Here is a 23547-nt window from a genome sequence, read left to right on the forward strand (position 1 = left end):
GAAAGTCGCGTGATGACCGAGTCGGTCTTCCCTCAGCTTGAGGCTCTGCTTCCGCACGTGCAGAAGCCCATCCAGTACGTCGGCGGTGAGCTCAACTCCACGGTCAAGGAGTGGGAGAGCTGCGACGTCCGCTGGGCCCTCATGTACCCGGACGCGTACGAGGTCGGGCTGCCCAACCAGGGCGTCATGATCCTGTACGAGGTGCTCAACGAGCGCGAGGGCGTGCTCGCGGAGCGCACCTACAGCGTGTGGCCCGACCTCGAGGCACTGATGCGCGAGCACAAGGTGCCCCAGTTCACCGTCGACAGCCACCGCCCCGTCTCGGCCTTCGACGTGTTCGGCCTGTCCTTCTCCACGGAGCTGGGCTACACGAACATGCTCACGGCCCTGGACCTCGCGGGCATCCCGCTCGAGGCCAGGAACCGCACGGTCGACCACCCGATCGTTCTCGCGGGCGGCCACGCGGCCTTCAACCCCGAGCCGATCGCGGAGTTCATCGACTGCGCCGTCATCGGCGACGGCGAGCAGGCCGTCCTCGACATGACCGAGATCATCCGCGCCTGGAAGGCCGAGGGGCGGCCGGGCGGGCGCGAGGAGGTCCTCCTGCGCCTGGCGAAGACCGGCGGGGTCTACGTACCGGGCTTCTACGACGTCGAGTACCTGCCGGACGGCCGCATCGGCCGTGTCGTGCCCAACCGCTCCGGCGTGCCGTGGCGGGTCTCCAAGCACACGGTCATGGACCTCGACGAGTGGCCCTACCCCAAGCAGCCGCTGGTCCCGCTCGCCGAGACGGTCCACGAGCGGATGTCCGTCGAGATCTTCCGCGGGTGCACCCGCGGCTGCCGTTTCTGCCAGGCCGGCATGATCACGCGCCCCGTGCGGGAGCGAAGCATCACCGGCATCGGCGAAATGGTGGAGAAGGGCCTCAAGGCGACCGGCTTCGAAGAGGTCGGCCTGCTCTCGCTCTCCTCGGCGGACCACACCGAGATCGCCGACATCGCCAAGGGCCTCGCGGACCGCTACACCGACGACAAGGTGGGCCTGTCCCTCCCGTCGACCCGCGTGGACGCCTTCAACGTGGACCTGGCCAACGAGCTGACCCGCAACGGGCGCCGCTCCGGCCTGACCTTCGCCCCCGAGGGCGGCTCCGAGCGCATGCGCAAGGTCATCAACAAGATGGTCTCGGAAGAGGACCTGATCCGCACGGTCTCCACGGCGTACGGCAACGGCTGGCGGCAGGTGAAGCTGTACTTCATGTGCGGCCTGCCCACCGAGACCGACGAGGACGTGCTCCAGATCGGCGACATGGCGGTCAACGTCATCGCCAAGGGCCGCGAGGTCTCCGGCCAGAACGACATCCGCTGCACGGTGTCCATCGGCGGGTTCGTGCCGAAGCCGCACACCCCCTTCCAGTGGGCGCCGCAGCTGTCGGCCGAGGAGACGGACGCCCGCCTGGGCAAGCTCCGCGACAAGATCCGCGGCGACAAGAAGTACGGCCGCTCCATCGGCTTCCGCTACCACGACGGCAAGCCGGGCATCGTCGAGGGCCTGCTCTCCCGCGGTGACCGCCGCATCGGCGACGTCATCCGCGCCGTGTACGAGTCGGGCGGCCGCTTCGACGGCTGGCGCGAGTACTTCTCGTACGACCGCTGGATGGAGGCGGCCGAGAAGGCGCTGCCCGCCTACGGCGTGGACGTGGCCTGGTACACGACCCGCGAGCGCACCTACGAGGAGGTCCTGCCCTGGGACCACCTGGACTCCGGTCTCGACAAGGACTGGCTCTGGGAGGACTGGCAGGACGCCCTCGACGAGACCGAGGTCGAGGACTGCCGCTGGACCCCGTGCTTCGACTGCGGCGTCTGCCCGCAGATGGACACCAGCATCCAGATCGGCCCGACGGGCAAGAAGCTGCTCCCGCTGTCGGTCGTGAAGTGATCCAGGGCTGATCCAGGCCCCGCAACGCGCCCCCCGCCGCTCCCGGCGGGGGGCGCGTTCTCGTGGGGGCGGCCCCCGTCCCCCGTGCAACGGCCGGGGCCCGTCCTGCGTCGTCAAGGGCATGGACCTGGAGAAGCACGGCAGGCACGAGCCCCCACCCGCCGGGCAGGGGTGCGTGTACGCGCTGGTCCGGATCCCGGTGCGGATCCTGGCCGTGGTGATCGTGCTGCCCGTGCGGGTGGTCTGGGACCTGCTCGTCCTCGGGGCCCGCTCCGTGTACCGGCGCGCCCTGCGCCCGGCCGGGGACGTGGCCGGCCGGGCCTTCGCCTGGCTGGGGCGGTACGTGCTGGCTCCGGCCGGGCGCGCGCTCGCGTGGCTGGCGCGGGGGACCGGGCTGCTGCTGAAGTGGGCCGCGCTCGCCGTCCTCTACTGGCCCTGGGCGGCGCTGTGGCGGTACGTACTGGCGCCCGCCGGGTCCGTCCTGTGGCGCCGGGTCCTGCTACCGCTCGGGCACGGGCTCGCCCTGCTGGGCCGGGGAGCCGCCGTCGCGCTGGGGTGGCTGGCCAAGGCGCTGTTCGTATGGCCGTGGGCCGCGCTGTGGCGGCACCTGCTCGTCCCCGGCGCCGGCGCCCTGTACCGGTACCTGCTGAAGCCGGCCGGCAAGGGGCTCGAACGGGTGGTCCTGGCCGCGGTCCGCCACCTGCTGAAGCCGTCGGCCGCCGCAGTGCTCTGGACCCTCGGCGCCCTGTGGCGGTACCTGCTGAAGCCGTCGGGCGCCGCCGTGCTCTGGACCCTTGCCGCCCTGTGGCGGTACCTGCTGAAGCCGTCGGCCGCGGCCGTGGTCTGGACCCTCGCGGCCGTCTGGCGGTACCTGCTCGTGCCGCCGGCCAGGGGCGCTGCCTGGCTGGTCGGCGCGCTCTACCGGTACGTCCTCACCCCGGCCGGGCACGCCCTGACCTGGTTCGTGCCGCGCGCCCTCGCCGCCGTGTTCGTATGGCCGTGGGCCGCGCTGTGGCGGTACGTCCTCGTGCCGGCGGCCACCGGCACCCACCAGTACCTGCTGGCCCCGCTCGGGCGCGGCGCCGCCCGGCTGGCCCGGGGCCTGTACCGGTACCTCCTGACGCCCCTCGGCCACTTCGCCGCAGCCACCTGGCGGCTCGCCGGCCGCGTCAGCCGCGCCCTGGGGCGCGGGCTCCTTTGGCTCTGGCGCGGCTGCGTCGCCCGCCCCGCGGCCTGGGTCTACCGGCAGGTGGCCACGCCCGTGGGGCATCTGGTCCGCGAGGTGTGGCGGGCCGCCCGTACCGCGGCACGCGTGGCATGGCGCACCTCCCGCAGCGCGGCGGGCGAGGTGTGGCACACCGCCCGCGGCGCCGTCCGGGACGCGCGGGCCGGGGTACGGCAGGCGCTCTTCGGTACTCCTCCCCGGGAACCGGCGAGGTCACGGGCGCGTACTCTGGGTAGTACGAAAGCCGCAGGCAACGCGCCCGCCGAACCGATCCCAGCGAGCCCCCTCCACAAACGGCAGGGGTGAGCCGAGGGCAGGGCGCGGCCCGCAGGCCCCCAGACGCTCAGGGCGACGCGCGAGCCGCGGAGCCCCGCACAAGGAGAAGAACCACTGGGCAAGCGACAGCCCGAAGGCCCGCCTCCCGCACCGGTGGTGCAGCGCATCCGACTGCGCTACACCAAGCGCGGCCGCCTCCGGTTCACCAGCCACCGCGACTTCCAGCGAGCCTTCGAGCGGGCCCTGCGCCGCGCCGAGGTGCCGATGGCGTACTCGGCCGGCTTCACCCCGCACCCCCGCGTCTCGTACGCGAACGCCGCCCCGACCGGGACCGGCAGTGAGGCGGAGTACCTGGAGATCGCCCTCGCCGAGCCCCGCGACCCCGAGAAGCTCCGAGAGCTGCTCGACGAGTCGATGCCGGCCGGGCTCGACATCACCGACGCCGTGGAGGCCCGCACCTCGGGCCTCGCGGACCGGCTCACGGCCTCCGTGTGGGAGCTGCGCCTGGACGGCGTGGAGCCCGCCGACGCCGGGCGCGCGGTGACGGCCTTCATGGCCGCCGAGACCGTGGAGGTGCAGCGACGGACCAAGAACGGCATGCGGACCTTCGACACGCGCGGCGCTGTAGTCAGCCTCGAGGCCCTTCCTGCCCCGGCTGATACGCCCCTGGACAATGCCTGTGCGATACTGCGCCTGGTTGTTCGGCATCTGACACCTGCCGTGCGACCCGACGACGTCCTGTCCGGTCTCCGAGCTGTGGCCGACCTGGCGCCGCCGGTCCCCTCTGCGGTGACCAGGCTGGCGCAGGGGCTCTTCGACGAGGAGTCCGGCACGGTGACCGACCCGCTCGCGCCCGACCGCGAGGCTGACACGGCCGCCCCACCCACGGCCGCCGTAGCCGCCGACGCGAAGGCGCCGGAAGGTCCCGCCGCGTAGGGATCGTCGTCGTCGCGCAGCCCTGGCACTCGGGAGCCACCTGGGTCGGGCCGCGCACTGACCTGAAGACTTCCGCCAGGCCGTACGGACAACACGTACGGAACCGGCGGCCATGGACTACAGCTCCCGTGTGGCGAACGCGCCCCGGAGGCCGGTTCCGCGCTCATCGCGCGGAACCGTGCCGGACCGGAAGTCAGCCGCGGCGCCCGGGAGCGTGACGGGAGAACCGCCCGCAATGCCCAACAACGAAAACGACACCACCGACAACACCAGCCCGAGTGACAACCTGCCCCCGCGCAGGCGTCGCCGCGCCGCATCCCGGCCCGCCGGCCCGCCCGGTGCCACCGCCGCAGAGACGACCCCGGTGACCGAGGCCGCCCCGGCCGCACCCGTGGAGGAGGCCGCTCCGGCCGCCGCCCCCGCCCGTACCCGCCGCCGCGCCACCCGTGCCGTGGCCGCCCCCGAGACCCCGGCCGCCGAGGCCGCCGTGGTCGAGGCCCCGGCCGCTCCGGCCGTCGCCGAGGAGGAGCCCGCCGCTCCCGCCCCGCGTGCCCGCCGCCGCGCCACCCGCGCCGTGGCCGCCCCCGAGGCCCCGGCCGCCGAGGCCGCGCCCGTGGTGGAGGAGGAGGCTCCGGCCGCTCCCGCCCCGCGTGCCCGCCGCCGTGCGACCCGTGCCGTGGCCGCCCCCGAGACCCCGGCCGCCGAGGCCGCCGTGGCCGCCGTGGCCGAGGCTCCGGCCGCACCCGTGGAGGAGGCCGCTCCGGCCGCCGCCCCCGCCCGTACCCGCCGCCGCGCCACGCGCGCCGTGACCGCCCCGGCCGCCGAGGCCGCGGAGGTCGTGGAGGCGCCCGTCGCCGAGGCCCCGGCCGCTCCGGCCGTCGCCGAGGAGGAGCCCGCCGCTCCCGCCCCGCGTGCCCGCCGCCGTGCCACCCGCGCCGTCACCGCCCCGGCCGCTCCGGCCGAGGCCCCCGTCTCGGACGAGGCTCCCGCCGCCGTGGAGGAGGCCCCCAAGGCCGCCGCCCGCGCTGTGACCGTCGCCGACGCCGTGGACTCCCCGAAGCGCGGCGGCCGCCGCCGCGCCACCCGCTCCGCCGCTCCGGCCGCCGCGCCGCAGCCCGCCGCCGAGCCCGAGGCGCCCGCCCCGGCCCGTGCCCGCCGCGCCGCGCGTCCCGCCGTCGCCGTGTTCCAGGCCCCGGTGTTCGCCGAGCCGATGTTCCAGACCCCCGAGACCGCCGCCATGGCCGCCGCGGCCGCTGCCGCCGCCGTACAGGCAGAGGAAGCGGAGGAGGAGGCCGAGACCGAGCTCGAGGCCGAGGTCGAGGCCGAGGTCGTCGAGACCCCCGCCCCGCAGCCGTCGGGCCGCCGCCGTCGCCGTGGCCGCGGCGCCGCCGCCGAGAGCGCGCCGGTGTCGCTGCCCGAGGTGCTCGCCGAGGAGGAGCCCGAGGCCGAGGCCGTCGAGCTCGAGGACGAGTCCGCCGACTTCGAAGAGGGCGACGAGTCGGGCGAGCGCCCGTCCCGCCGCCGTCGCCGCGGTGGCCGCCGCCGTCGCCGCGGCGAGGCCGCCGAGCTCGACGAGGCCGCCGAGGAGGAGACCGGAGCCCCGGCCGCCGAGCAGGAGACCGACGAGGACGAGGGCGAAGAGGACGAGGGCGAGGAGACCGAGGCCCTGGGCTCCAGCTCCAGCCGTCGCCGCCGCCGTCGCCGCCGCCGCAGCGGGGAGCCCGCCGACGTCACCGCCGAGTCCGCCGAGGGGGGCGAGGAGGACGGCGTACGCACCGTCGTCAAGGTCCGCGAGCCCCGTCCGGCCCGCGAGCGCGCCGAGTCCACCTCCTCCGACGAGGTCCAGTCCATCAAGGGCTCGACCCGCCTGGAGGCGAAGAAGCAGCGCCGCCGCGAGGGCCGCGAGCAGGGCCGCCGCCGCGTCCCGATCATCACCGAGGCCGAGTTCCTGGCCCGCCGCGAGGCCGTCGAGCGCGTCATGGTCGTCCGCCAGAACGGCGACCGCACGCAGATCGGCGTCCTCGAGGACAACGTGCTCGTCGAGCACTACGTCAACAAGGAAGAGGCCACCTCGTACGTCGGCAACGTCTACCTGGGCAAGGTCCAGAACGTGCTGCCGTCCATGGAGGCCGCCTTCATCGACATCGGCAAGGGCCGCAACGCGGTCCTGTACGCCGGCGAGGTCAACTTCGAGGCGCTCGGCATGGCCAACGGGCCGCGCCGCATCGAGTCCGCCCTCAAGTCCGGCCAGTCCGTCCTCGTGCAGGTCACCAAGGACCCGATCGGCCACAAGGGCGCCCGCCTGACCAGCCAGGTCTCGCTGCCCGGCCGCTACCTGGTCTACGTGCCCGAGGGCTCGATGACCGGCATCAGCCGCAAGCTGCCCGACACCGAGCGCGCGCGCCTGAAGACCATCCTCAAGAAGATCGTCCCCGAGGACGCGGGCGTCATCGTGCGCACCGCCGCCGAGGGCGCGAGCGAGGACGAGCTGCGCCGCGACGTCGAGCGCCTGCAGGCCCAGTGGGAGGACATCCAGAAGAAGTCGAAGCAGATCTCGACCTCTTCGCCGAGCCTGCTGTACGGCGAGCCGGACATGACCGTCCGCGTCGTGCGCGACATCTTCAACGAGGACTTCTCGAAGGTCATCGTCAGCGGTGACGGCGCCTGGGAGACCATCCACGGCTACGTCAACCACGTGGCCCCGGACCTGGCCGACCGGCTGTCCCGCTGGACCTCCGAGGTCGACGTCTTCGCGACGTACCGGATCGACGAGCAGCTCGCCAAGGCTCTCGACCGCAAGGTGTGGCTGCCCTCGGGCGGCTCGCTTGTGATCGACAAGACCGAGGCGATGATCGTCATCGACGTCAACACCGGCAAGTTCACCGGTCAGGGCGGCAACCTCGAGGAGACCGTCACCAGGAACAACCTGGAGGCGGCCGAGGAGATCGTGCGCCAGCTGCGGCTGCGCGACCTGGGCGGCATCGTCGTCATCGACTTCATCGACATGGTCCTGGAGTCCAACCGCGACCTGGTCCTGCGGCGCATGCTGGAGTGCCTGGGCCGCGACCGCACCAAGCACCAGGTGGCCGAGGTCACCTCGCTGGGCCTGGTCCAGATGACCCGCAAGCGGGTGGGCCAGGGTCTGCTGGAGTCCTTCTCCGAGACCTGCGTCCACTGCAACGGCCGCGGCGTCATCGTGCACATGGAGACGCCGACCGCCATCGGCGGCGGCAACGGCAAGCGCTCGAAGCGGCGCGGCGGCAAGGCCGACTTCGACCAGCACGACCACGAGGTCGAGACGGTCGAGGCGGAGTTCGAGACCGCCGAGGAGCTGGCCGCCGAGGTCGCGGCGCCGCGCGCCCTGCCCGAGCCGGAGTTCGTCGCGGACGAGGAGCTGTACAGCAGCCCGGCCGAGGCGGAGGCCGCCGCGGGTCTGAGCGGCCGTCGCAACCGTCGCCGTGCCACCCGCAAGGCGACCGCCCCGGCGGGCGCCCCGCGCGGTGCGGTCGCCCCGGCCCCGGCCCGTGCCGAGGCCCCGGTCGCGGCGCCCGTCGTCGAGGACGAGCCGGTCACCGAGCCGGCCGACACGGTCCTGGAGCCGGCCGCCGAGGTCGTCGCCGAGGCCGTGGAGGCCGCGGAGACGGTCGAGGCCGCCCCCGTCGAGGAGGCCGCGCCGAAGGGCCGTACCCGTCGCCGCGCGACCCGCAAGGCCACCGCCCCGGCGGGTGCCCCGGCCCCCGCGGCCGAGGCGGCCCCGGAGCCGGTCGTCGTGGCGGAGCCCGAGCCGGTCGTGGAGCCCGAGCCGGAGCCGGTCGCCGTGGCGGCCGAGCCCGAGCCCGAGGCCGTCGCCGAGGCCCCCGCGGCCGAGGCCGCACCGGCCCGTCCGCGCCGCCGTGCCACCCGTAAGGCCACCGCACCGGCCGGTTCCCCGGCGGGCGCGGCCGAGGCGGCCGTGCTGGTCGTCGAGGCCCCGGCGGCCGAGGAGAAGGCGGACAAGGCCGAGAAGGCGGAGAAGGCCGACAAGGCCGACAAGGCCGAGGACGCCGAGGAGAAGGCCGAGGCCGCTCCGGCCAAGAAGGCCGCCCGCAAGGCTCCGGCCAAGAAGGCGACCGCGGCGAAGAAGACCACCACCGCCAAGAAGGCGACGGCGGCGAAGAAGACCGTGGCCAAGAAGGCGGCCACGACCAAGAAGACCGCGACGAAGCGGGCGACGAAGAAGACCGCGGCGGCCGAGCAGCAGACGCTGCCGTCCGTCTCGGCTCCGGCCGAAGCCTGATCCGTCCATGACCGTGGGCCCCGCCGCGAGGCGGGGCCCACGGCCGTGCGGGACCCGGTTTGACCCCCTGGAACCGGCCCCGTAACCTAGACCGTCGGCGTGTCCTGTACGAATCCGTGCAGCGTGCGCCGCGCTCCTGAGCACCTTCCTCCCGGTCCGTACGCGCAAGCGTCGTGCGGGAGAGGCCGCTCGTCCAATCCGGATCAGTGCGGTCCTGTCGCAAGACGGGGTCCCGACTGAGCGGCTGGCTTCAGGAGCATCCGTCCCGAGTGAGAGAGAGATCCGCGTGTACGCCATCGTGCGCAGCGGTGGTCGCCAGCACAAGGTTGCTGTCGGCGACATCGTTGAGGTTGACAAGATTTCCACTGCCAAGGTTGGCGACACGGTCGAGCTCTCGACCCTGCTCGTTGTCGACGGCGAAGCCGTGACCAGCGACCCGTGGGTCCTGGCCGGCATCAAGGTCACGGCCGAGGTCGTGGACCACCACAAGGGCGCCAAGATCGACATCCTGCGCTACAAGAACAAGACCGGCTACCGCCGTCGCCAGGGTCACCGCCAGCAGTACACGGCGATCAAGGTCACCGGTATCCCCGCGGCTGCGAAGTAAGAGGGACTGAGACATGGCACACAAGAAGGGCGCATCGTCCACCCGGAACGGGCGCGACTCCAATGCCCAGCGGCTCGGCGTGAAGCGCTTCGGCGGTCAGGTCGTTTCCGCTGGTGAGATCCTCGTCCGCCAGCGCGGCACCCACTTCCACCCGGGCGCGGGCGTCGGCCGTGGCGGCGACGACACGCTGTTCGCGCTGCAGGCCGGTGCCGTGCAGTTCGGCACGCACCGTGGCCGCAAGGTCGTCAACATCGTTCCGGCCGCCTGATCCAGCCTCGGCTGATCGAGCGTTCGTAACTTCCCGAGGGCGGATCTCAGCTCTTTCCGGCGTAAGCCGGGAAGAGAGGTCCGCCCTCGGCGCGTTGTCACATAGACACGTTTAATGGGCAGCAAGGCCTGCCACCGGATTTTCCGGACTATTCCCGCTGTATCTGGAGGAACACCCATGACCACCTTCGTGGACCGCGTCGAGCTGCACGTCGCCGCGGGTAACGGGGGCCACGGCTGCGCCTCCGTTCACCGGGAGAAGTTCAAGCCGCTCGGCGGCCCCGACGGCGGCAACGGCGGCCGTGGCGGCGACGTCATCCTGGTCGTCGAGCAGGCGATCACCACCCTGCTGGACTACCACCACAGCCCCCACCGCAAGGCCACCAACGGCAAGCCCGGCGAGGGCGGCAACCGCTCCGGCAAGGACGGCCAGGACCTGGTCCTGCCCGTACCGGACGGCACCGTCGTCCTCGACAAGGAGGGCAACGTCCTCGCCGACCTCGTCGGCCAGGGCACCACCTACGTCGCCGCCGAGGGCGGCCGCGGCGGCCTCGGCAACGCCGCGCTCTCCTCCGCCCGCCGCAAGGCCCCCGGCTTCGCGCTCCTCGGCGTCCCCGGCACCACCGGCGACATCGTCCTGGAGCTCAAGACCGTCGCCGACGTGGCGCTGGTCGGCTTCCCGAGCGCCGGCAAGTCCTCGCTGATCTCGGTGCTCTCCTCGGCCAAGCCGAAGATCGCGGACTACCCCTTCACCACCCTCGTCCCGAACCTGGGCGTCGTCACGGCCGGCTCGACCGTCTACACCATCGCCGACGTCCCCGGCCTGATCCCCGGCGCCAGCCAGGGCCGCGGCCTGGGCCTGGAGTTCCTGCGCCACGTCGAGCGCTGCTCGGTGCTCGTGCACGTCCTGGACACCGCCACCCTGGAGTCCGACCGCGACCCGATCGCCGACCTCGACGTCATCGAGGAGGAGCTCAAGCTCTACGGCGGCGGCCTGGAGAAGCGTCCGCGCCTCGTCGTCCTGAACAAGGTCGACATCCCGGACGGCCAGGAGCTCGCCGACATGGTCCGCCCGGACCTGGAGGCGCGCGGCTACAAGGTCTTCGAGGTCTCCGCGGTCGCCCGTACGGGCCTCAAGGAGCTCTCCTTCTTCCTCGCCGAGGTCATCGCCAAGGCCCGCGCCCGCAAGCCGAAGCAGGAGGCGACCCGCGTCGTCATCCGCCCGAAGGCCGTGGACGACGCCGGCTTCACCGTCACCTACGACGAGGTCGAGGACGTCTACAACGTGCGCGGCGAGAAGCCGGAGCGCTGGGTCCGCCAGACCGACTTCAACAACGACGAGGCCGTGGGCTACCTCGCCGACCGCCTCAACCGCCTCGGTGTCGAGGACGCGCTGAAGAAGGCCGGCGCCCGCGCCGGTGACGGCGTGGCCATCGGCTCCGACGAGAACGCGGTCGTCTTCGACTGGGAGCCGACCGTCATGGCCGGTGCCGAGATGCTGGGCCGCCGCGGCGAGGACCACCGTCTGGACGCCCCGCGTCCGGCCACCACCCGCCGCAAGGACAAGGAAGCCCAGCGCGGGGACTCGGCGCAGAAGGAGTACGACGAGTTCCGGCCGTTCTAGTTCCGGCCGTTCTTGTTCCGGTCGTTCCAGCCCCTTTTCCCCAAGGGCCACCCGGCGGCTTTGAAGGCGTCTTTACACGGGTCGCCTAGGATCCACCAGGTGAACAGCTCCAACCTCCCCACCGTTTCCGTCGTGGTGATCGCGTACAACGACGCCGGGCTCGTGGGCGAGGCCGTCTCCTCGGCCCTCGCCCAGGGCCCGGTGGTCGCCGAGGTCATCGCCGTGAACGACGCCTCGTCCGACGGCACCGCGCGGGTGCTGGACGAGCTGGCCGCCGCACACCCCCGCCTGAAGGTCGTCCACCGCACGGAGAACAGCGGAGGGTGCGGCACCCCGCGCAACGACGGGATCGCCCTCGCGAGCGCCCCGTACGTCCTGTTCCTCGACAGTGACGACGTCCTGCCGGCGGGCGCGGCCGAGGCGCTGGTGCGGGCCGCCGTGGAGCACCGCGCCCCGGTCACCGTCGGCGCCGCCGTACGGCGCGAGCTGCCGCTGGGCCACGACGTGCCGTGGATGCCGGGCCTCTACACCCCCGGCGACGTCATCGAGCGGCCCGCCGACCGCCCGGAGCTGGTCCGGGACACCCTCTGCGTCAACAAGCTGTACGAGCGCGCCTTCCTCGAGGAGCACGGACTGCGCTTCCCCGACGGCCGGTTCGTCTACGAGGACTTCGTCTTCACCTCACGGGTGCTGGCCACGGCCCCGCGCATCGCCGTCATCGGCGACCTCGTCTACGTGTGGCACGTGCGCCGCGCGGCCGCCCAGGTGTCGATCTCCCTGGACCGCAAGGACGTCTCCAACTGGCGCTCGCGCATCGAGGCCCACCGCACGGCCTCCCGCACCCTCGCGGCGGCCTCCCCGGTGCTGGGCGGCGCCTGCCAGGTGAAGTTCCTCGAGTACGACCTGCGCATGTACCTGCGCGAGCTCGGCCGGGACCCCGAGTACCAGGCCGCCTGGTGGACCCTGACCCGCGAGTACCTCGACACCTTCGCCGACGCCGACATCGAGGCCGCCGCCCCCCACGCCCGCTGGATCGCCCGGGTGCTGCGCGCCAGTGCGAGCCCGCCGTCCGACACCGAGCGGCTCACCCGGCTGGCCGCCGAGCCGCCGCGCCTGCTGCCCCCGTACGCGGCAGCCGCCGACGGGACCCCGGTGTGGAGCGAGGAGCTCCCGGTGGAGCTGGACGGCCTGGCGGGGCTGCCGACGGACCGGCTGCCCGTCACCGTCGACGCCGAGCCGGCCGGCCGCGGAACCGTCCGGATCCGCCTGCACGACCTGTACGGGCGCCTCGCCGAGGCCGGTCCGCGGACCGTGCAGCTGCGCTTCCTGCCCCGCGCGGGAGGCGAGCCGGTCCTCGCCCAGCCCGTGGAGCTGCGCCCCGACCCGCAGGGCGGCTGGGCCGCGCTGCTGCCGTTCCGCCTGGCCGACGTGGCCGCCACCGGCCGCCGCCGGGGGCTGCGCCGGATGCAGGCGTGGAACGTGGGGGTGGGCGTGCAGTGCGCCGACGGCACCTCCGTGTTCACCTCGTTGCGCCCCCGGGGCCGGCTGCTCCGCCGCCGGGCCCTGCCCAGCAGCCGGTACGGTGTGCTGCTGGCGCAGCCCTACCGCACGGGGACCGGCGCGCTCGCGCTGCGCCTCGCCCCCGGCGCCGAGGGCGCGCTGTACCTCGTACGCAACCGCCTCCACCGGGCCCGGGCAGGCCACGGGGCGGGCTGAAGACCGACCGCCTGTTCCACGGCAGGCACGGCACGCCGAGCTCTTCACACCGAAATCGGACAGGACCAGGGAGATACACATGACGTTTCTGATCACCGGTGGCGCCGGATACATCGGCGCGCACGTCGTCCGGGCGATGCTGCTCGCCGGGGAGAAGGTGGTCGTCCTCGACGACCTCTCCACGGGCAACGAGAACCGTGTCCCGGAGGGCGTACCGCTGGTGGTCGGCTCGGTCCTGGACCGGCTGATCCTCGACAAGACCATCGCCGAGCACAAGATCACGGGTGTGGTGCACCTCGCGGGCAAGAAGCAGGTCGGCGAGTCCGTCGAGAAGCCGCTGTACTACTACCACGAGAACGTGCAGGGCCTGACGGTCCTGCTCCAGGCCGTCGCGGCCGCGGGCGTCCGCAACGTCCTGTTCTCCTCCTCCGCCTCCGTCTACGGCATGCCCGACGTGGACCTGGTCACCGAGGACATCCCGTGCGCGCCGCTGAGCCCGTACGGCGAGACCAAGCTGGCCGGCGAGTGGCTGATCCGCGCCGCGGGCAAGGCCCACGGCATCTCCACGGCCTGCCTGCGCTACTTCAACGTGGCGGGCGCGGCCACCCCCGAGCTCGCCGACACCGGTGTGTTCAACCTGGTCCCGATGGTCTTCGAGCGGTACGACGCCGGCCAGGGCGCCAAGATCTTCGGCGACGACTACCCGACGCCGGACGGCACCTGCATCCGCGACTACATCCACGTCGAGGACCTGGCGGAGGCCCACGTGGCGGCCGCCCGCAAGCTCGCCGAGTGGGCCGCGGCCGGGGACTACAAGGACCTGACCGTCAACATCGGGCGCGGCGAGGGCGTTTCCGTCGCGGAGATGGTCCAGCTGCTGAACGAGAACACCGGGCACGACTACGCCCCGGTGATCAGCCCGCGCCGTCCCGGCGACCCGGCGAAGGTCGTGGCCTCGGCCGACAAGATCACCGCCGAGCTGGGCTGGAAGGCCCGGCACGACGTCCGCGAGATGGTCGTCTCGGCCTGGGCGGGCTGGGAGGCCAACAAGGCCGCCCGCCCGGACGCCCACAGCGACGTCCACCAGGCCTGACGCCACCGGCGCGACCCCTACACACGAAACCGCCCGCCCCGGACGCATCCGGGGCGGGCGGTTTCGTGTGTGCGCGCTCGCGCCGGTGCGGTCAGCGCTCGAGGAAGGCGAACAGGGCTTCCCAGCGGTCGGTGATCTCGGCGCTGGAGTAGCGCTTCACCGACTCGAAGGCGGTGTCGCCGAGCCGGTCGCGCATCTCGCGGTCGGACATCAGCGCGTCCAGGTGCCCGGCCAGCTCCATCGTGTTGCCCAGCCGGGCCAGCAGCCCGTCCTCGCCGTGCGTGACGATCTCCCGTACGCCCGGCGCGCAGTCGAAGGCGGCCACCGGCAGGCCCGCCGCCATCGCCTCCAGCAGGGTGATCGGGAAGCCCTCGGCGCGGGAGGCCTGGGCGAAGACCGAGGCGCCGCGCAGCGCGCCCAGTACGTCGCCCGTGCTGCCCATCCACTCCACCGAGTCGTCCAGCCCCAGCGTCGTGCAGTGCGCCCGCAGGGCCGCCTCCTCCAGGCCCGCCCCGTAGATCCGCAGGACCCAGTCGGGGTGGTGCGGGGCGGCGTCGGCCCACGCGTCCAGCAGCAGGTCGACGCCCTTCTCGAAGGCGAGCCGGCCGACGCTGGCGACGACCTTGGCGGTGCGCGGGGCGGGGGCCTGCGGCATGAAGGGCAGCGGGTTCGGCATGCTGCCGACGTTCTCCATGCCCGCCCGGATCCACAGGTCCGCGTCCTCGGCGGTCAGCACCAGCAGCCGGTCGACCTCGGGGTAGTGGCGGCGGACCCGCTCACCGCGGGTGGACTTCTGGCTGGCCTCGAAGGACTCGTGGCTCATGCCGACGACACTGAGCCCCTTGGTGTCGGCGAGGGCCACCCACTCCATCGCCCAGACCTGCGTGACGATCACCACGCCGCCGGGGCGGGCGGCCCGGAAGAGCTCGCTCAGCTTCTCCGCCTTGGCCCGCATCCCCGCCCGCCGGGCCGCCTGGCGGCGCCGCTCGGGCGCGTTCAGCCGGCCCTTGATCCCGTGCAGCCGGCGCGCGGCCGGCGGGTGGGCGTCGTACAGGGTGGTCATCTCGTACGGGAGGTCCGCGGGCAGCTTCTGCCGGATCTCCTCGGCGACCGGGGCGATGCCGACGATGTGGACCGTGTGCCCGCGCTCGGTGAACAGCCGGGCCATCTGGTGGGACCAGGTGGTCACGCCGCCGAGCTCGTCGACGTTGTTGGAGACGAGGAAGATGTCACGGCCGCCCGGGGTGGCGGTCTGCTGGCTCACTTGCCGCTCCTGGTGAAGAACTTCTCTACGATCTGGCGGGCCGCGTCCCCGCGGTCGTACTCGCCGAACTCGGTGAGGAAGCGCTGCCGCGCCTCCGCGTACTTGGCGTCCGCCTCCTCGAAGGCGGAGAGCGCCTGCAGGAGTTCGTCGGCCGTGGCCACCACCGGGCCCGGGGCCTTCTCCTTCAGGTCGAAGTACGTGCCGCGGATGTCGTTGGCGTACTTCTCGTAGTCGTACGCGAAGAACAGCATCGGCCGGTCCAGCACCGCGTAGTCGAACATCACGGACGAGTAGTCCGTGATCAGTCCGTCGGCGAGGGCCAGCAGCGGGGTGATGTCGTGGTGCCGGGACACGTCGATGACCCGGCCCGCGACGGACGGAGGCAGCGAGACGCTGTTGAGGTAGTGGGTGCGCACCAGCAGCGTGAAGCGGTCGCCGAGCCGTTCGGCGAACTCCTCCACGTCGAAGGGGAAGGCGAAGCCCTCCACCGTGCCGTCCGCGGCCGCCCGGAAGGTCGGCGCGTACAGCAGCACCTTCTTCTCCGGGTCGATCCCGAGCTCGGCCGCCAGCGGACCGCGGACCCGCTCACCGCTGTCCGCCTCGCTGCGGTGCGCCTCGACGAGGGCGTCGTTGCGCGGGTAGCCGGTGCGCAGCAGCACCTCGTCGCGCAGCCTGAACCCCTTGGCGAGGGTCCGGGTGTCGTGCTCGGAGCGGATCAGGAAGTGGTCGAAGCGGTCGACGGCCGCCTGGAACCGGGCCTGGCCCGCGCGGCCCTGCGCCTTGGTGCGGGGCTCGTGGAAGCCCATGCGCTTGAGCGCCGAGCCGTGCCAGGTCTGGATGTACGTCGTACCGGGCCGCTTGGCGAGGGCCAGCGGGAAGCCCTGGTTGTCGACCCAGAACTCGGCCTGGGCCAGCGCCCGCAGGTAGGGCCAGCTCCAGCGGCGCACCAGGGTGGCCTCCTTGGGGAAGCCGGTGGGCCGGGCGCCCGCGTAGGACCAGATCGCCTCGAACGGGGCGCCCTGGCGCACCAGCTCCTCGTAGATCGCCTTGGGGCTGTCGCTGTACTGCTTGCCCATGTGGCTCTCGAAGACGACCGTGCCCTTCTTGACCGGCAGCTTCGAGAAGACCTCGTGGTAGACCTTCACCTTCTGCTCGCCGGATCCCATGCTCCGGCGCATCCGCAGGGCCTTGCGCAGGCCCCGTTTGACCACGTTGGCCGTCCTGCCCTGTATGGCGTTGTTGAGCAGGTTCTGGGTGCGGACGGCGGCGGCGCCCTCGGCGGCCAGGACGTAGGAGAGGTTGCCCTTCTTGGTGACCTCCGGCTCGAAGCGGTCGGAGACCAGCCGGGTCAGCCGCGGCCGCACGCGCAGGCGGGCCGCCGCGTCCAGGTCGAGGCCGCCGACCGAGACCCGGGTGATGATCTTGTCGCTTCCGGCGGTCAGCTTCAGCCGGACGTCCCAGACAGCGTCGATGATGCCGAGCGGGCGGACGGTGCTGCCGATGTCGGCCGTACCGGTCCACTCGATCGTGTCACCGGCGTGCCGGACGGTTGCCACCGGGAAGCTGAAAGAACGCACGCCGATCTGCCGGCGGGCCCGGAGCTCGAGCGAGGCCTTCAGCTCCGCGTCGGCCGGGATCCGGCCGAGCGGGTTCACGATGGTCCCGGAGAGCGTGACGCTGCCGCGCCCGTCGTCCTCGTAGGAGGTGAGACGGTTCCCCAGGGTGAGGGAGGTGAGCGGGGTGGTGTGGAAGCCCTGCTCGGTGACGTCCAGTATCCGGCGGGCCTCCTCGTCGGCGAGGTGCTCGCCGCACCAGTAGACGCGCCCGTCCCGCTCGGCGAGCGGCGAGGTGAGCCGGCCCTTGTTGGTCATGGCGTCGGCGGCCGGGAGCAGGTTGTCCCAGTCCTCCTTGCCCAGCAGGTAGGCGCAGATGGCCTGGAGGTGCGTGACGTTCTCGTACGCGGCCGGGTCGATGCCGGCGAGGTAGCCGTTGGCGAGGCGGGCGAACTCCTGGCGGTACGCGTCGCTCAGCAGCGGCAGGTCGCGCAGGTGCAGGACCAGGTCGTGCTTGAGGAACTTGGCGTCCTTCGCGGACTTGATGTCCGTGTGGCCCTTGGCCGCCAGCAGCTCGTCGACACGCCGGTGGATCTCCATCCGGTGGACGAAGTTCGCGATCTCGTGGCGCCGGTTGCTGATCGACTTCGCCGCGGCCTTCTCGACCACGTTCCAGAAGTAGACGTGGTTCGGGATCAGCGTGATGCGGCGGGCGGCCACGTAGGCCTGCGCGGAGAACAGCAGGTCCTCGTAGTGGATGCCGACCGGGAACTCCAGGCCCTGTTCCAGCAGGAACTCGCGCCGGTAGCACTTGTTCGTGGAGAGCGTGTCGTAGACCAGCAGGTCGGGGAACTCGGTGATCGACTCCAGCGTGCGGGTGCGGGCGTAGATCCAGGGGTACCACTCGGTGGTCTTCTCCCACCGGTTGTCCAGGTGCACCCGGACGCACATGCCCGAGACCAGGTCGGAGCCGGTGCGCTCGGCGGCGTCCAGCATGTTCCGGCAGGCGTTGCGCTCGAGGACGTCGTCGCTGTCCAGGAACATGACGTACTTGCCGGTGGCCTGCCGGATGCCGTGGTTGCGGGGCGCGCCGCAGCCGCCGCTGTTCTCCGGCAGCCGGAAGGCGCGCACTCTCCCCGGATGCGCGGATTCCAGTTCCTGGGCGACCGCGTACGACCGGTCCTTGCTGCAGTCGTCGACGATCACGACCTCGACCCCGTGCAGGGTCTGGTCCAAAACCGACTGGACTGCTGTCGACAGACGCTCTGCGTCGTTGTAGACGATGACGACCACGGAGACGTCGGGCACGTGCACCTCGATCCCTTCGTTTCGTTTCGTTCAGCTCATTCCGCTTATCTCGTCCACGCTACCGTGCGCCGCACTCGTCTCCGGCAGGCCGACTCCCGGCGTGCATACTTCTAAGGAAGAGGTGAGTGGCGGGTCCGGTCGCCGACAATCACCCGTTCGGACCCAGCAGGAAGTGTTCATGACGAAGCTGTCCGTAGTTGTCCCGTGCTACAACGAAGAGGCCGTCATCGACAGCTTCGACGTGGAGATCCGCAGGGTCCTGGACACCCTGTCCGTCGAGTACGAGGTCTGCTACGTCGATGACGGAAGCCGTGACGGTACCCTCGGCAAGCTCCGGAAGATCGCGGCCGAGCACGGCGAGCAGACGCGGTACGTCTCCTTCAGCCGCAACTTCGGCAAGGAGGCCGGCATGCTCGCCGGCCTGCGCGAGGCCACCGGCGACGCCGTGGTGATCATGGACGCGGACCTCCAGCACCCGCCGGAGCTCATCGCGACCATGCTCGACCACTACCGCCAGGGCCACGACCAGATCATCGCCCGCCGCTCGCGCGAGGGCGACAAGAAGGTCCGCTCCGCGCTCAGCCGCCTGTACTACCGGGGCGTGAACCGCTGGGTCGACGTCGAACTCACCGACGGGGTCGGCGACTTCCGGATGCTCTCGCGGCCGGCCGTGGACGCGCTGCTGTCGCTGCCCGAGTACAACCGCTTCTCCAAGGGCCTGTTCTCCTGGGTCGGCTTCGACACCGTCCACTTCGACTACCGCAACGCGCAGCGCGAGGCCGGCGAGACCAAGTGGAAGTTCGGCTCCCTGCTGAACTACGGCATGGACGGCCTGATCTCCTTCAACAACCGGCCGCTGCGGATCGGGATCTGGCTCGGCGTGTCGCTGGTCGCCCTGACCGGCCTGTACGCGCTGTGGATCACCGCCATGGCGATCACCAACGGCGTCGAGTCCCCGGGGTACGTCACCCTCGTGGCGATCATCACCGGCCTGGGCGGCGTACAGATGATCATGCTGGGCCTGATCGGCGAGTACATCGGCCGCATCTACTACGAGACCAAGCGCCGGCCGCACTTCCTGGTGAAGGAAGCGCACGGGGCGGAGCGCGCGGACGGCGTGGCGCGTGTGATGCAGACGGTGCAGCCGGCGCAGACGGTGCAGACCGCGACCGCCGAGCGCGGCTCGGAGCGCGGCGCCCGATGAACAGCAGCCGCAAGGACCAGCTGGGCCAGATCTTCCGCTTCGCCCTCGTGGGCGGGGTCAACACCGGCACCTTCTTCGGCATCTACCTGCTCCTGCACCCGTGGATGCCGTACTTCGCCGCCTACTCGCTCGCCTTCGTGCTGGCGATGATCGGCTCGTTCTTCATGAACACCTACTTCACCTACCGGACCCGGCCGACATGGAAGAAGTTCCTCCTCTTCCCGCTGACGAACGTCACCAACTACGTGATCCAGTCGGTCGGCCTGTACGCCCTGGTCGCCTGGGCCGGGATGGACACCCGGATCGCCCCGCTGGTCGCGGCGGTCGTGGCCATCCCGTTCACCTTCCTGATCTCGCGCAGGATCCTCGTCCCGGGCGCCGCCCGGGCCGCGGAGTCCGAGCCCGTGCGGGCCGGGCGGTCCAGCGTCTGAAACCCCCGCGCAGCCGTCCCGCGCCACCCCGTAGATTTGAGCAGGCAGGCATTCCGGCAAGGGGCAAGGGGACAGACGTGTCAGCGGCTAGGCAAGGTGTCGTGGACGCCCGCAGGATCGTGGTCAAGGTCGGCTCCTCCTCCCTGACCACCGCGGCCGGGGGACTCGACGCCGACCGGGTGGACGCGCTCGTCGACGTCCTGGCCAAGGCGCGCAGCGGCGGGGAGAAGGAGATCGTCCTCGTCTCCAGCGGAGCCATCGCCGCCGGACTCTCCCCGCTCGGGCTGCGCCGCCGCCCCAAGGACCTGGCCCGCCAGCAGGCCGCCGCGAGCGTCGGGCAGGGGCTGCTCGTCGCCCGGTACACCGCCTCCTTCGCCCGGTACGGCGTCCGCGTCGGCCAGGTGCTGCTCACCACCGACGACACCAGCCGGCGGGCCCACTACCGCAACGCCTACCGGACCCTGGACCAGCTGCTGGCGATGGGCGCGCTGCCCGTCGTCAACGAGAACGACACCGTCGCCACGGACGAGATCCGCTTCGGCGACAACGACCGGCTCGCGGCCCTCGTCGCCCACCTGGTCCGGGCCGACCTGCTGGTGCTGCTGTCCGATGTGGACGGCCTCTACGACGGCGACCCCTCCCAGCCCGGCACCACCCGCATCGACGAGGTCCGCGGCCCCGAGGACATCGCGCACGTCTCCATCGGCAGCGCGGGCAAGGCGGGCGTGGGCACCGGCGGCATGGTCACCAAGGTCGAGGCGGCCCGGATCGCGGCCGCCGCCGGCATCCCGGTGGTACTGACCTCCGCGAGCCAGGCCGCCGACGCGCTGGCCGGACGCGCCACCGGCACCCACTTCCACGCCACCGGCCGCCGCTCCGCGGACCGGCTGCTCTGGCTCCAGCACGCGTCCACGCCCCAGGGGCACCTGGTCCTCGACGACGGCGCGGTGCGCGCCGTCACCGAGCGCGGCAGCTCGCTGCTGCCCGCCGGGATCGCGGCGGTCGAAGGCGACTTCGTCGCCGGGGACCCCGTGGAACTGCGCTCCGCCGACGGCCGCGCCGTGGCCCGGGGCCTGGTCAACTTCGACGCCAAGGAGCTCCCGCAGCTCCTCGGCCGCTCCACCCGAGAGCTCGCACGGGAACTCGGACCCGCGTACGAGCGGGAGGTCGTCCACCGGGACGATCTGGTCCTGCTCGAGGGCTGAGGTTCGGCAAAACCGCCGCGCGGCGCGCCGTGGGCTGGTCAACTGTGAAGGGCGGGCGACACGCGTGGCAGAGACAGGAGGCGGCTGGTGAGACGAGCGCTGACCAGTGTCGGTCCGGGGGACGGTGACGGCGGTGGCGGTGGCGGCGGCGGTGGCGGGGACGAGCAGGAACACGACTCCCGCCTCTGGCACGTGACCCTGAGCGTCTCTGGCAAGCCGGCCCGGCTGTCGGACGTCCGGCGCGGACTGGAACAACTGGCCCACGACCATCCCTTCCTGCTGACCAGCCGCTACGCCGACGACCACGCCGAGATCCGGTACTGGGAGGAGGCCCGCGACCTCCACGACGCGGCGGCCGTCGCCCTGCGGCTCTGGGGCGAGCACCGCTCGTCGGCGCAGCTCCCGCCCTGGGAGATCGTCGGCCTGGAGGTCATCGACCGCGCCACCTACCACCAGCGCGTGGCCGAGGGCTACGGCCCGCCCCCGGCCCACCCGGTGGGCGTGCACCCGTACTGACCGTCCGGCCCCGCCTGGGGGTCCCCCGGACGGAGTCTGCGGGAGTATGAGGCGCGGTCCGGCCGTCTCGGAGGCTGGAAACCCCATCGGCCGGGGTTTGACCGGGGACTACCCTGGGCGGCATGACCTCGCTCGATGCCGCCACCGCCCCCTCGCCCGTCCTCGCCACCGCGCAGCGGTCCCGCACCGCGGCCGCCGCCATCGCCCCGCTCCCGCGCTCCGCCAAGGACGCGGCCCTGCTGGCGATCGCCGACGCGCTGGAGGCCCGTACGGCCGAGATCATCGCGGCCAACGCCGTCGACACCGACAAGGCCCGCGCCGCCGGCACCAGCGAGACCGTCATCGACCGCCTCACCCTGACCCCGGAGCGGGTCGCGGCCATCGCCTCCGACGTACGGGACGTCGCCGCCCTCCCCGACCCCGTCGGCGAGGTCGTCCGCGGCAGCACCCTGCCCAACGGCATCGACCTCCGGCAGATCCGCGTCCCCCTCGGCGTCGTCGGCATCATCTACGAGGCCCGCCCCAACGTCACCGTCGACGCCGCCGCCCTCTGCCTCAAGTCCGGCAACGCCGTCCTGCTCCGCGGCAGCTCCTCCGCGTACGCCTCCAACACCGCGCTCGTCGGCATCCTGCGCGACGCCGTCGCAGCCGCCGGGCTCCCCGCCGACTCGGTCCAGCTCGTCCCCGGCGAGTCCCGCGAGTCCGTCCGCGAGCTGATGCGCGCCCGCGGCCTCGTCGACGTCCTCATCCCGCGCGGCGGCGCCTCCCTCATCAAGACCGTGGTCGAGGAGTCCACCGTCCCGGTCATCGAGACCGGTACCGGCAACTGCCACGTCTACGTCGACGCGCAGGCCGACCTCGACATGGCCGTGGAGATCCTCGTCAACTCCAAGGCCAGTCGGCCCTCCGTCTGCAACTCCGCCGAGACCCTCCTCGTCCACCGCGACATCGCCGACGCCTTCCTCCCGCGCGCCCTCGACGCCCTCGCCGACGCGGGCGTCACCGTCCACGGCGACGCCCGCGTCCTGGCCGCCGCCGCGGACACCAAGGCCACCGCGCTGCCCGCCACCGACGAGGACTGGGCCGCCGAGTACCTCTCCTACGACATCGCCGCCGGGGTCGTGGACTCCCTCGACGACGCCGTCGCCCACATCCGCCGCTGGACCTCCGGCCACACCGAGGCGATCGTCACCACCTCGCAGGCCGCCGCGCGCCGCTTCACCCAGCTGGTCGACTCGACCACGGTTGCCGTGAATGCCTCCACCCGGTTCACGGACGGTGGCCAGTTCGGCTTCGGCGCCGAGATCGGCATCTCCACGCAGAAGCTGCACGCCAGGGGCCCGATGGGCCTTCCCGAGCTGACCTCGACCAAGTACATCGTCACCGGCGACGGTCACGTCAGGTAATCGGAGACCGAACACGGTGTGGCCGGATTTCGGCGCACACCCTGCCCAAAGCAGCCCCCCAGGTCTAGGCTGGTCCCGTGCCGGACGACGTGGGGGGCAAGTTCCCGGACGACGGGACCCCCGAAGACCATGCAGACGACCGCGGAGGCGCGGACAAGGACTTCGCCTCCGTGGTGTTCGACGAGGCCTTCGTCCGGAACGCCGAGATCCATGAACCGAGCGCCGCGGAGCGCCAGCGGGCGGCCGACCGGTCGCGCGCCGAGGCCGAAGCGGCCCGCGCCGTCGCCGGGGGCTGGACGGGCGACGACGACTACGACAGCTACGGATACGGCCACCCCGACGGGTACGGCCTCGACGACGGCTGGGACCACTACCGCGGCTACGGACCCGCCGACGGCTCCTACGGCCCGTACGGGGCCTACGGCGGCAGCCTGCGCCCCTACCGCGGCCGCTCACCCTGGCTGCGCCCCGTCGCCTGGGTGCTCGCCTTCGTGATGGGCCTCGGCATGGTCGCGCTCGCCTTCAGCGCCGTCTACCGCAGCGCCGCGGGCGAGGCGGAGCCCGCCCCGGCGCCCGCCAGCACCCCCCTGAGGGAAGTCACCGGCGTCGGTGCGTTTACGTACCCCTCCGACCGCCAACCCTGAAGGTACGACCCCACTCGCGTACACGTCGGAGCAGGGGGCTTCTCTGAAGCGGGGACAGCGG

General features: G+C 72.5%; 17 protein-coding genes. 15 read left to right on the forward strand and 2 right to left on the reverse strand.

Annotation, left to right across the window (positions count from 1 at the left end):
• The first annotated feature begins 9 nt into the window (after window positions 1–9).
• The 9 genes from ACFWP3_RS25265 to galE all read left to right on the forward strand — a co-directional run bounded on the left by ACFWP3_RS25265 (window position 10) and on the right by galE (window position 13955).
• On the forward strand, window positions 10–1935 hold the full coding sequence (locus tag ACFWP3_RS25265; protein ID WP_384225074.1) for a TIGR03960 family B12-binding radical SAM protein: 1926 nt from the start codon (window positions 10–12) through the stop codon (window positions 1933–1935).
• Between the two features lie 121 nt (window positions 1936–2056).
• Window positions 2057–3466, forward strand: coding sequence for a hypothetical protein (locus tag ACFWP3_RS25270; protein ID WP_384225077.1), 1410 nt, complete (start codon window positions 2057–2059; stop codon window positions 3464–3466).
• Window positions 3467–3592: 126 nt separating this feature from the next.
• Window positions 3593–4372, forward strand: coding sequence for a TIGR03936 family radical SAM-associated protein (locus ACFWP3_RS25275; protein ID WP_384225080.1), 780 nt, complete (start codon window positions 3593–3595; stop codon window positions 4370–4372).
• 235 nt (window positions 4373–4607) lie between these two features.
• Entirely contained in the window at window positions 4608–8648 is a 4041-nt protein-coding gene (locus tag ACFWP3_RS25280; RefSeq protein ID WP_384225083.1) for a ribonuclease E/G, read from the forward strand.
• 286 nt (window positions 8649–8934) lie between these two features.
• Window positions 8935–9255, forward strand: a complete 321-nt coding sequence (rplU, locus tag ACFWP3_RS25285) for a 50S ribosomal protein L21 (protein ID WP_030013082.1) — start codon at window positions 8935–8937, stop codon at window positions 9253–9255.
• A 13-nt stretch (window positions 9256–9268) separates the two neighbouring features.
• A complete protein-coding gene (gene rpmA / locus ACFWP3_RS25290; RefSeq protein WP_008738950.1) occupies window positions 9269–9523 on the forward strand; it encodes a 50S ribosomal protein L27 in 255 nt (84 codons plus the stop codon).
• 177 nt (window positions 9524–9700) lie between these two features.
• Window positions 9701–11146, forward strand: a complete 1446-nt coding sequence (gene obgE, locus ACFWP3_RS25295; RefSeq protein ID WP_384225086.1) for a GTPase ObgE — start codon at window positions 9701–9703, stop codon at window positions 11144–11146.
• Window positions 11147–11245: 99 nt separating this feature from the next.
• Window positions 11246–12862, forward strand: coding sequence for a glycosyltransferase family 2 protein (locus ACFWP3_RS25300; protein ID WP_384225089.1), 1617 nt, complete (start codon window positions 11246–11248; stop codon window positions 12860–12862).
• 79 nt (window positions 12863–12941) lie between these two features.
• Window positions 12942–13955 (forward strand): UDP-glucose 4-epimerase GalE, encoded by a 1014-nt coding sequence (gene galE / locus ACFWP3_RS25305; protein ID WP_384225092.1) that lies wholly within the window; start codon window positions 12942–12944, stop codon window positions 13953–13955.
• Between the two features lie 91 nt (window positions 13956–14046).
• Here the strand turns inward: galE and ACFWP3_RS25310 are convergent, their stop codons facing one another.
• Both ACFWP3_RS25310 and ACFWP3_RS25315 read right to left on the reverse strand, forming a co-directional pair.
• The gene (locus ACFWP3_RS25310) at window positions 14047–15219 is read right to left on the reverse strand and encodes a glycosyltransferase (protein ID WP_384225094.1); all 1173 of its coding nucleotides are present in this window, start codon (window positions 15217–15219) and stop codon (window positions 14047–14049) included.
• Window positions 15216–18086 (reverse strand): CDP-glycerol glycerophosphotransferase family protein, encoded by a 2871-nt coding sequence (locus ACFWP3_RS25315; RefSeq protein ID WP_384225097.1) that lies wholly within the window; start codon window positions 18084–18086, stop codon window positions 15216–15218. Before ACFWP3_RS25315 ends, ACFWP3_RS25310 begins: the two co-directional genes overlap by 4 nt.
• A 172-nt stretch (window positions 18087–18258) precedes the next feature.
• Between ACFWP3_RS25315 and ACFWP3_RS25320 the strand changes: the two genes are divergently transcribed.
• The 6 genes from ACFWP3_RS25320 (at window position 18259) to ACFWP3_RS25345 (ending at window position 23486) form a co-directional block, all read left to right on the forward strand.
• A complete protein-coding gene (locus ACFWP3_RS25320; RefSeq protein WP_384225100.1) occupies window positions 18259–19284 on the forward strand; it encodes a glycosyltransferase family 2 protein in 1026 nt (341 codons plus the stop codon).
• Window positions 19281–19715 carry a GtrA family protein gene (locus ACFWP3_RS25325; protein WP_384225102.1) on the forward strand — a complete coding sequence of 145 codons (435 nt, stop codon included), beginning with the start codon at window positions 19281–19283 and terminating at the stop codon, window positions 19713–19715. The genes ACFWP3_RS25320 and ACFWP3_RS25325 overlap by 4 nt, the downstream gene beginning before the upstream one ends.
• A gap of 77 nt (window positions 19716–19792) precedes the next feature.
• The gene (proB, locus tag ACFWP3_RS25330) at window positions 19793–20920 is read left to right on the forward strand and encodes a glutamate 5-kinase (protein ID WP_384225104.1); all 1128 of its coding nucleotides are present in this window, start codon (window positions 19793–19795) and stop codon (window positions 20918–20920) included.
• Between the two features lie 84 nt (window positions 20921–21004).
• On the forward strand, window positions 21005–21436 hold the full coding sequence (locus tag ACFWP3_RS25335) for a hypothetical protein (protein WP_384225122.1): 432 nt from the start codon (window positions 21005–21007) through the stop codon (window positions 21434–21436).
• Between the two features lie 122 nt (window positions 21437–21558).
• Window positions 21559–22842, forward strand: coding sequence for a glutamate-5-semialdehyde dehydrogenase (locus ACFWP3_RS25340; RefSeq protein ID WP_384225107.1), 1284 nt, complete (start codon window positions 21559–21561; stop codon window positions 22840–22842).
• A gap of 77 nt (window positions 22843–22919) precedes the next feature.
• The gene (locus ACFWP3_RS25345; protein ID WP_384225109.1) at window positions 22920–23486 is read left to right on the forward strand and encodes a hypothetical protein; all 567 of its coding nucleotides are present in this window, start codon (window positions 22920–22922) and stop codon (window positions 23484–23486) included.
• Window positions 23487–23547 lie beyond the last annotated feature (61 nt).

Origin of the sequence: Streptomyces sp. NPDC058525 (assembly GCF_042719495.1) — a bacterium.
Lineage (GTDB): Bacteria > Actinomycetota > Actinomycetes > Streptomycetales > Streptomycetaceae > Streptomyces.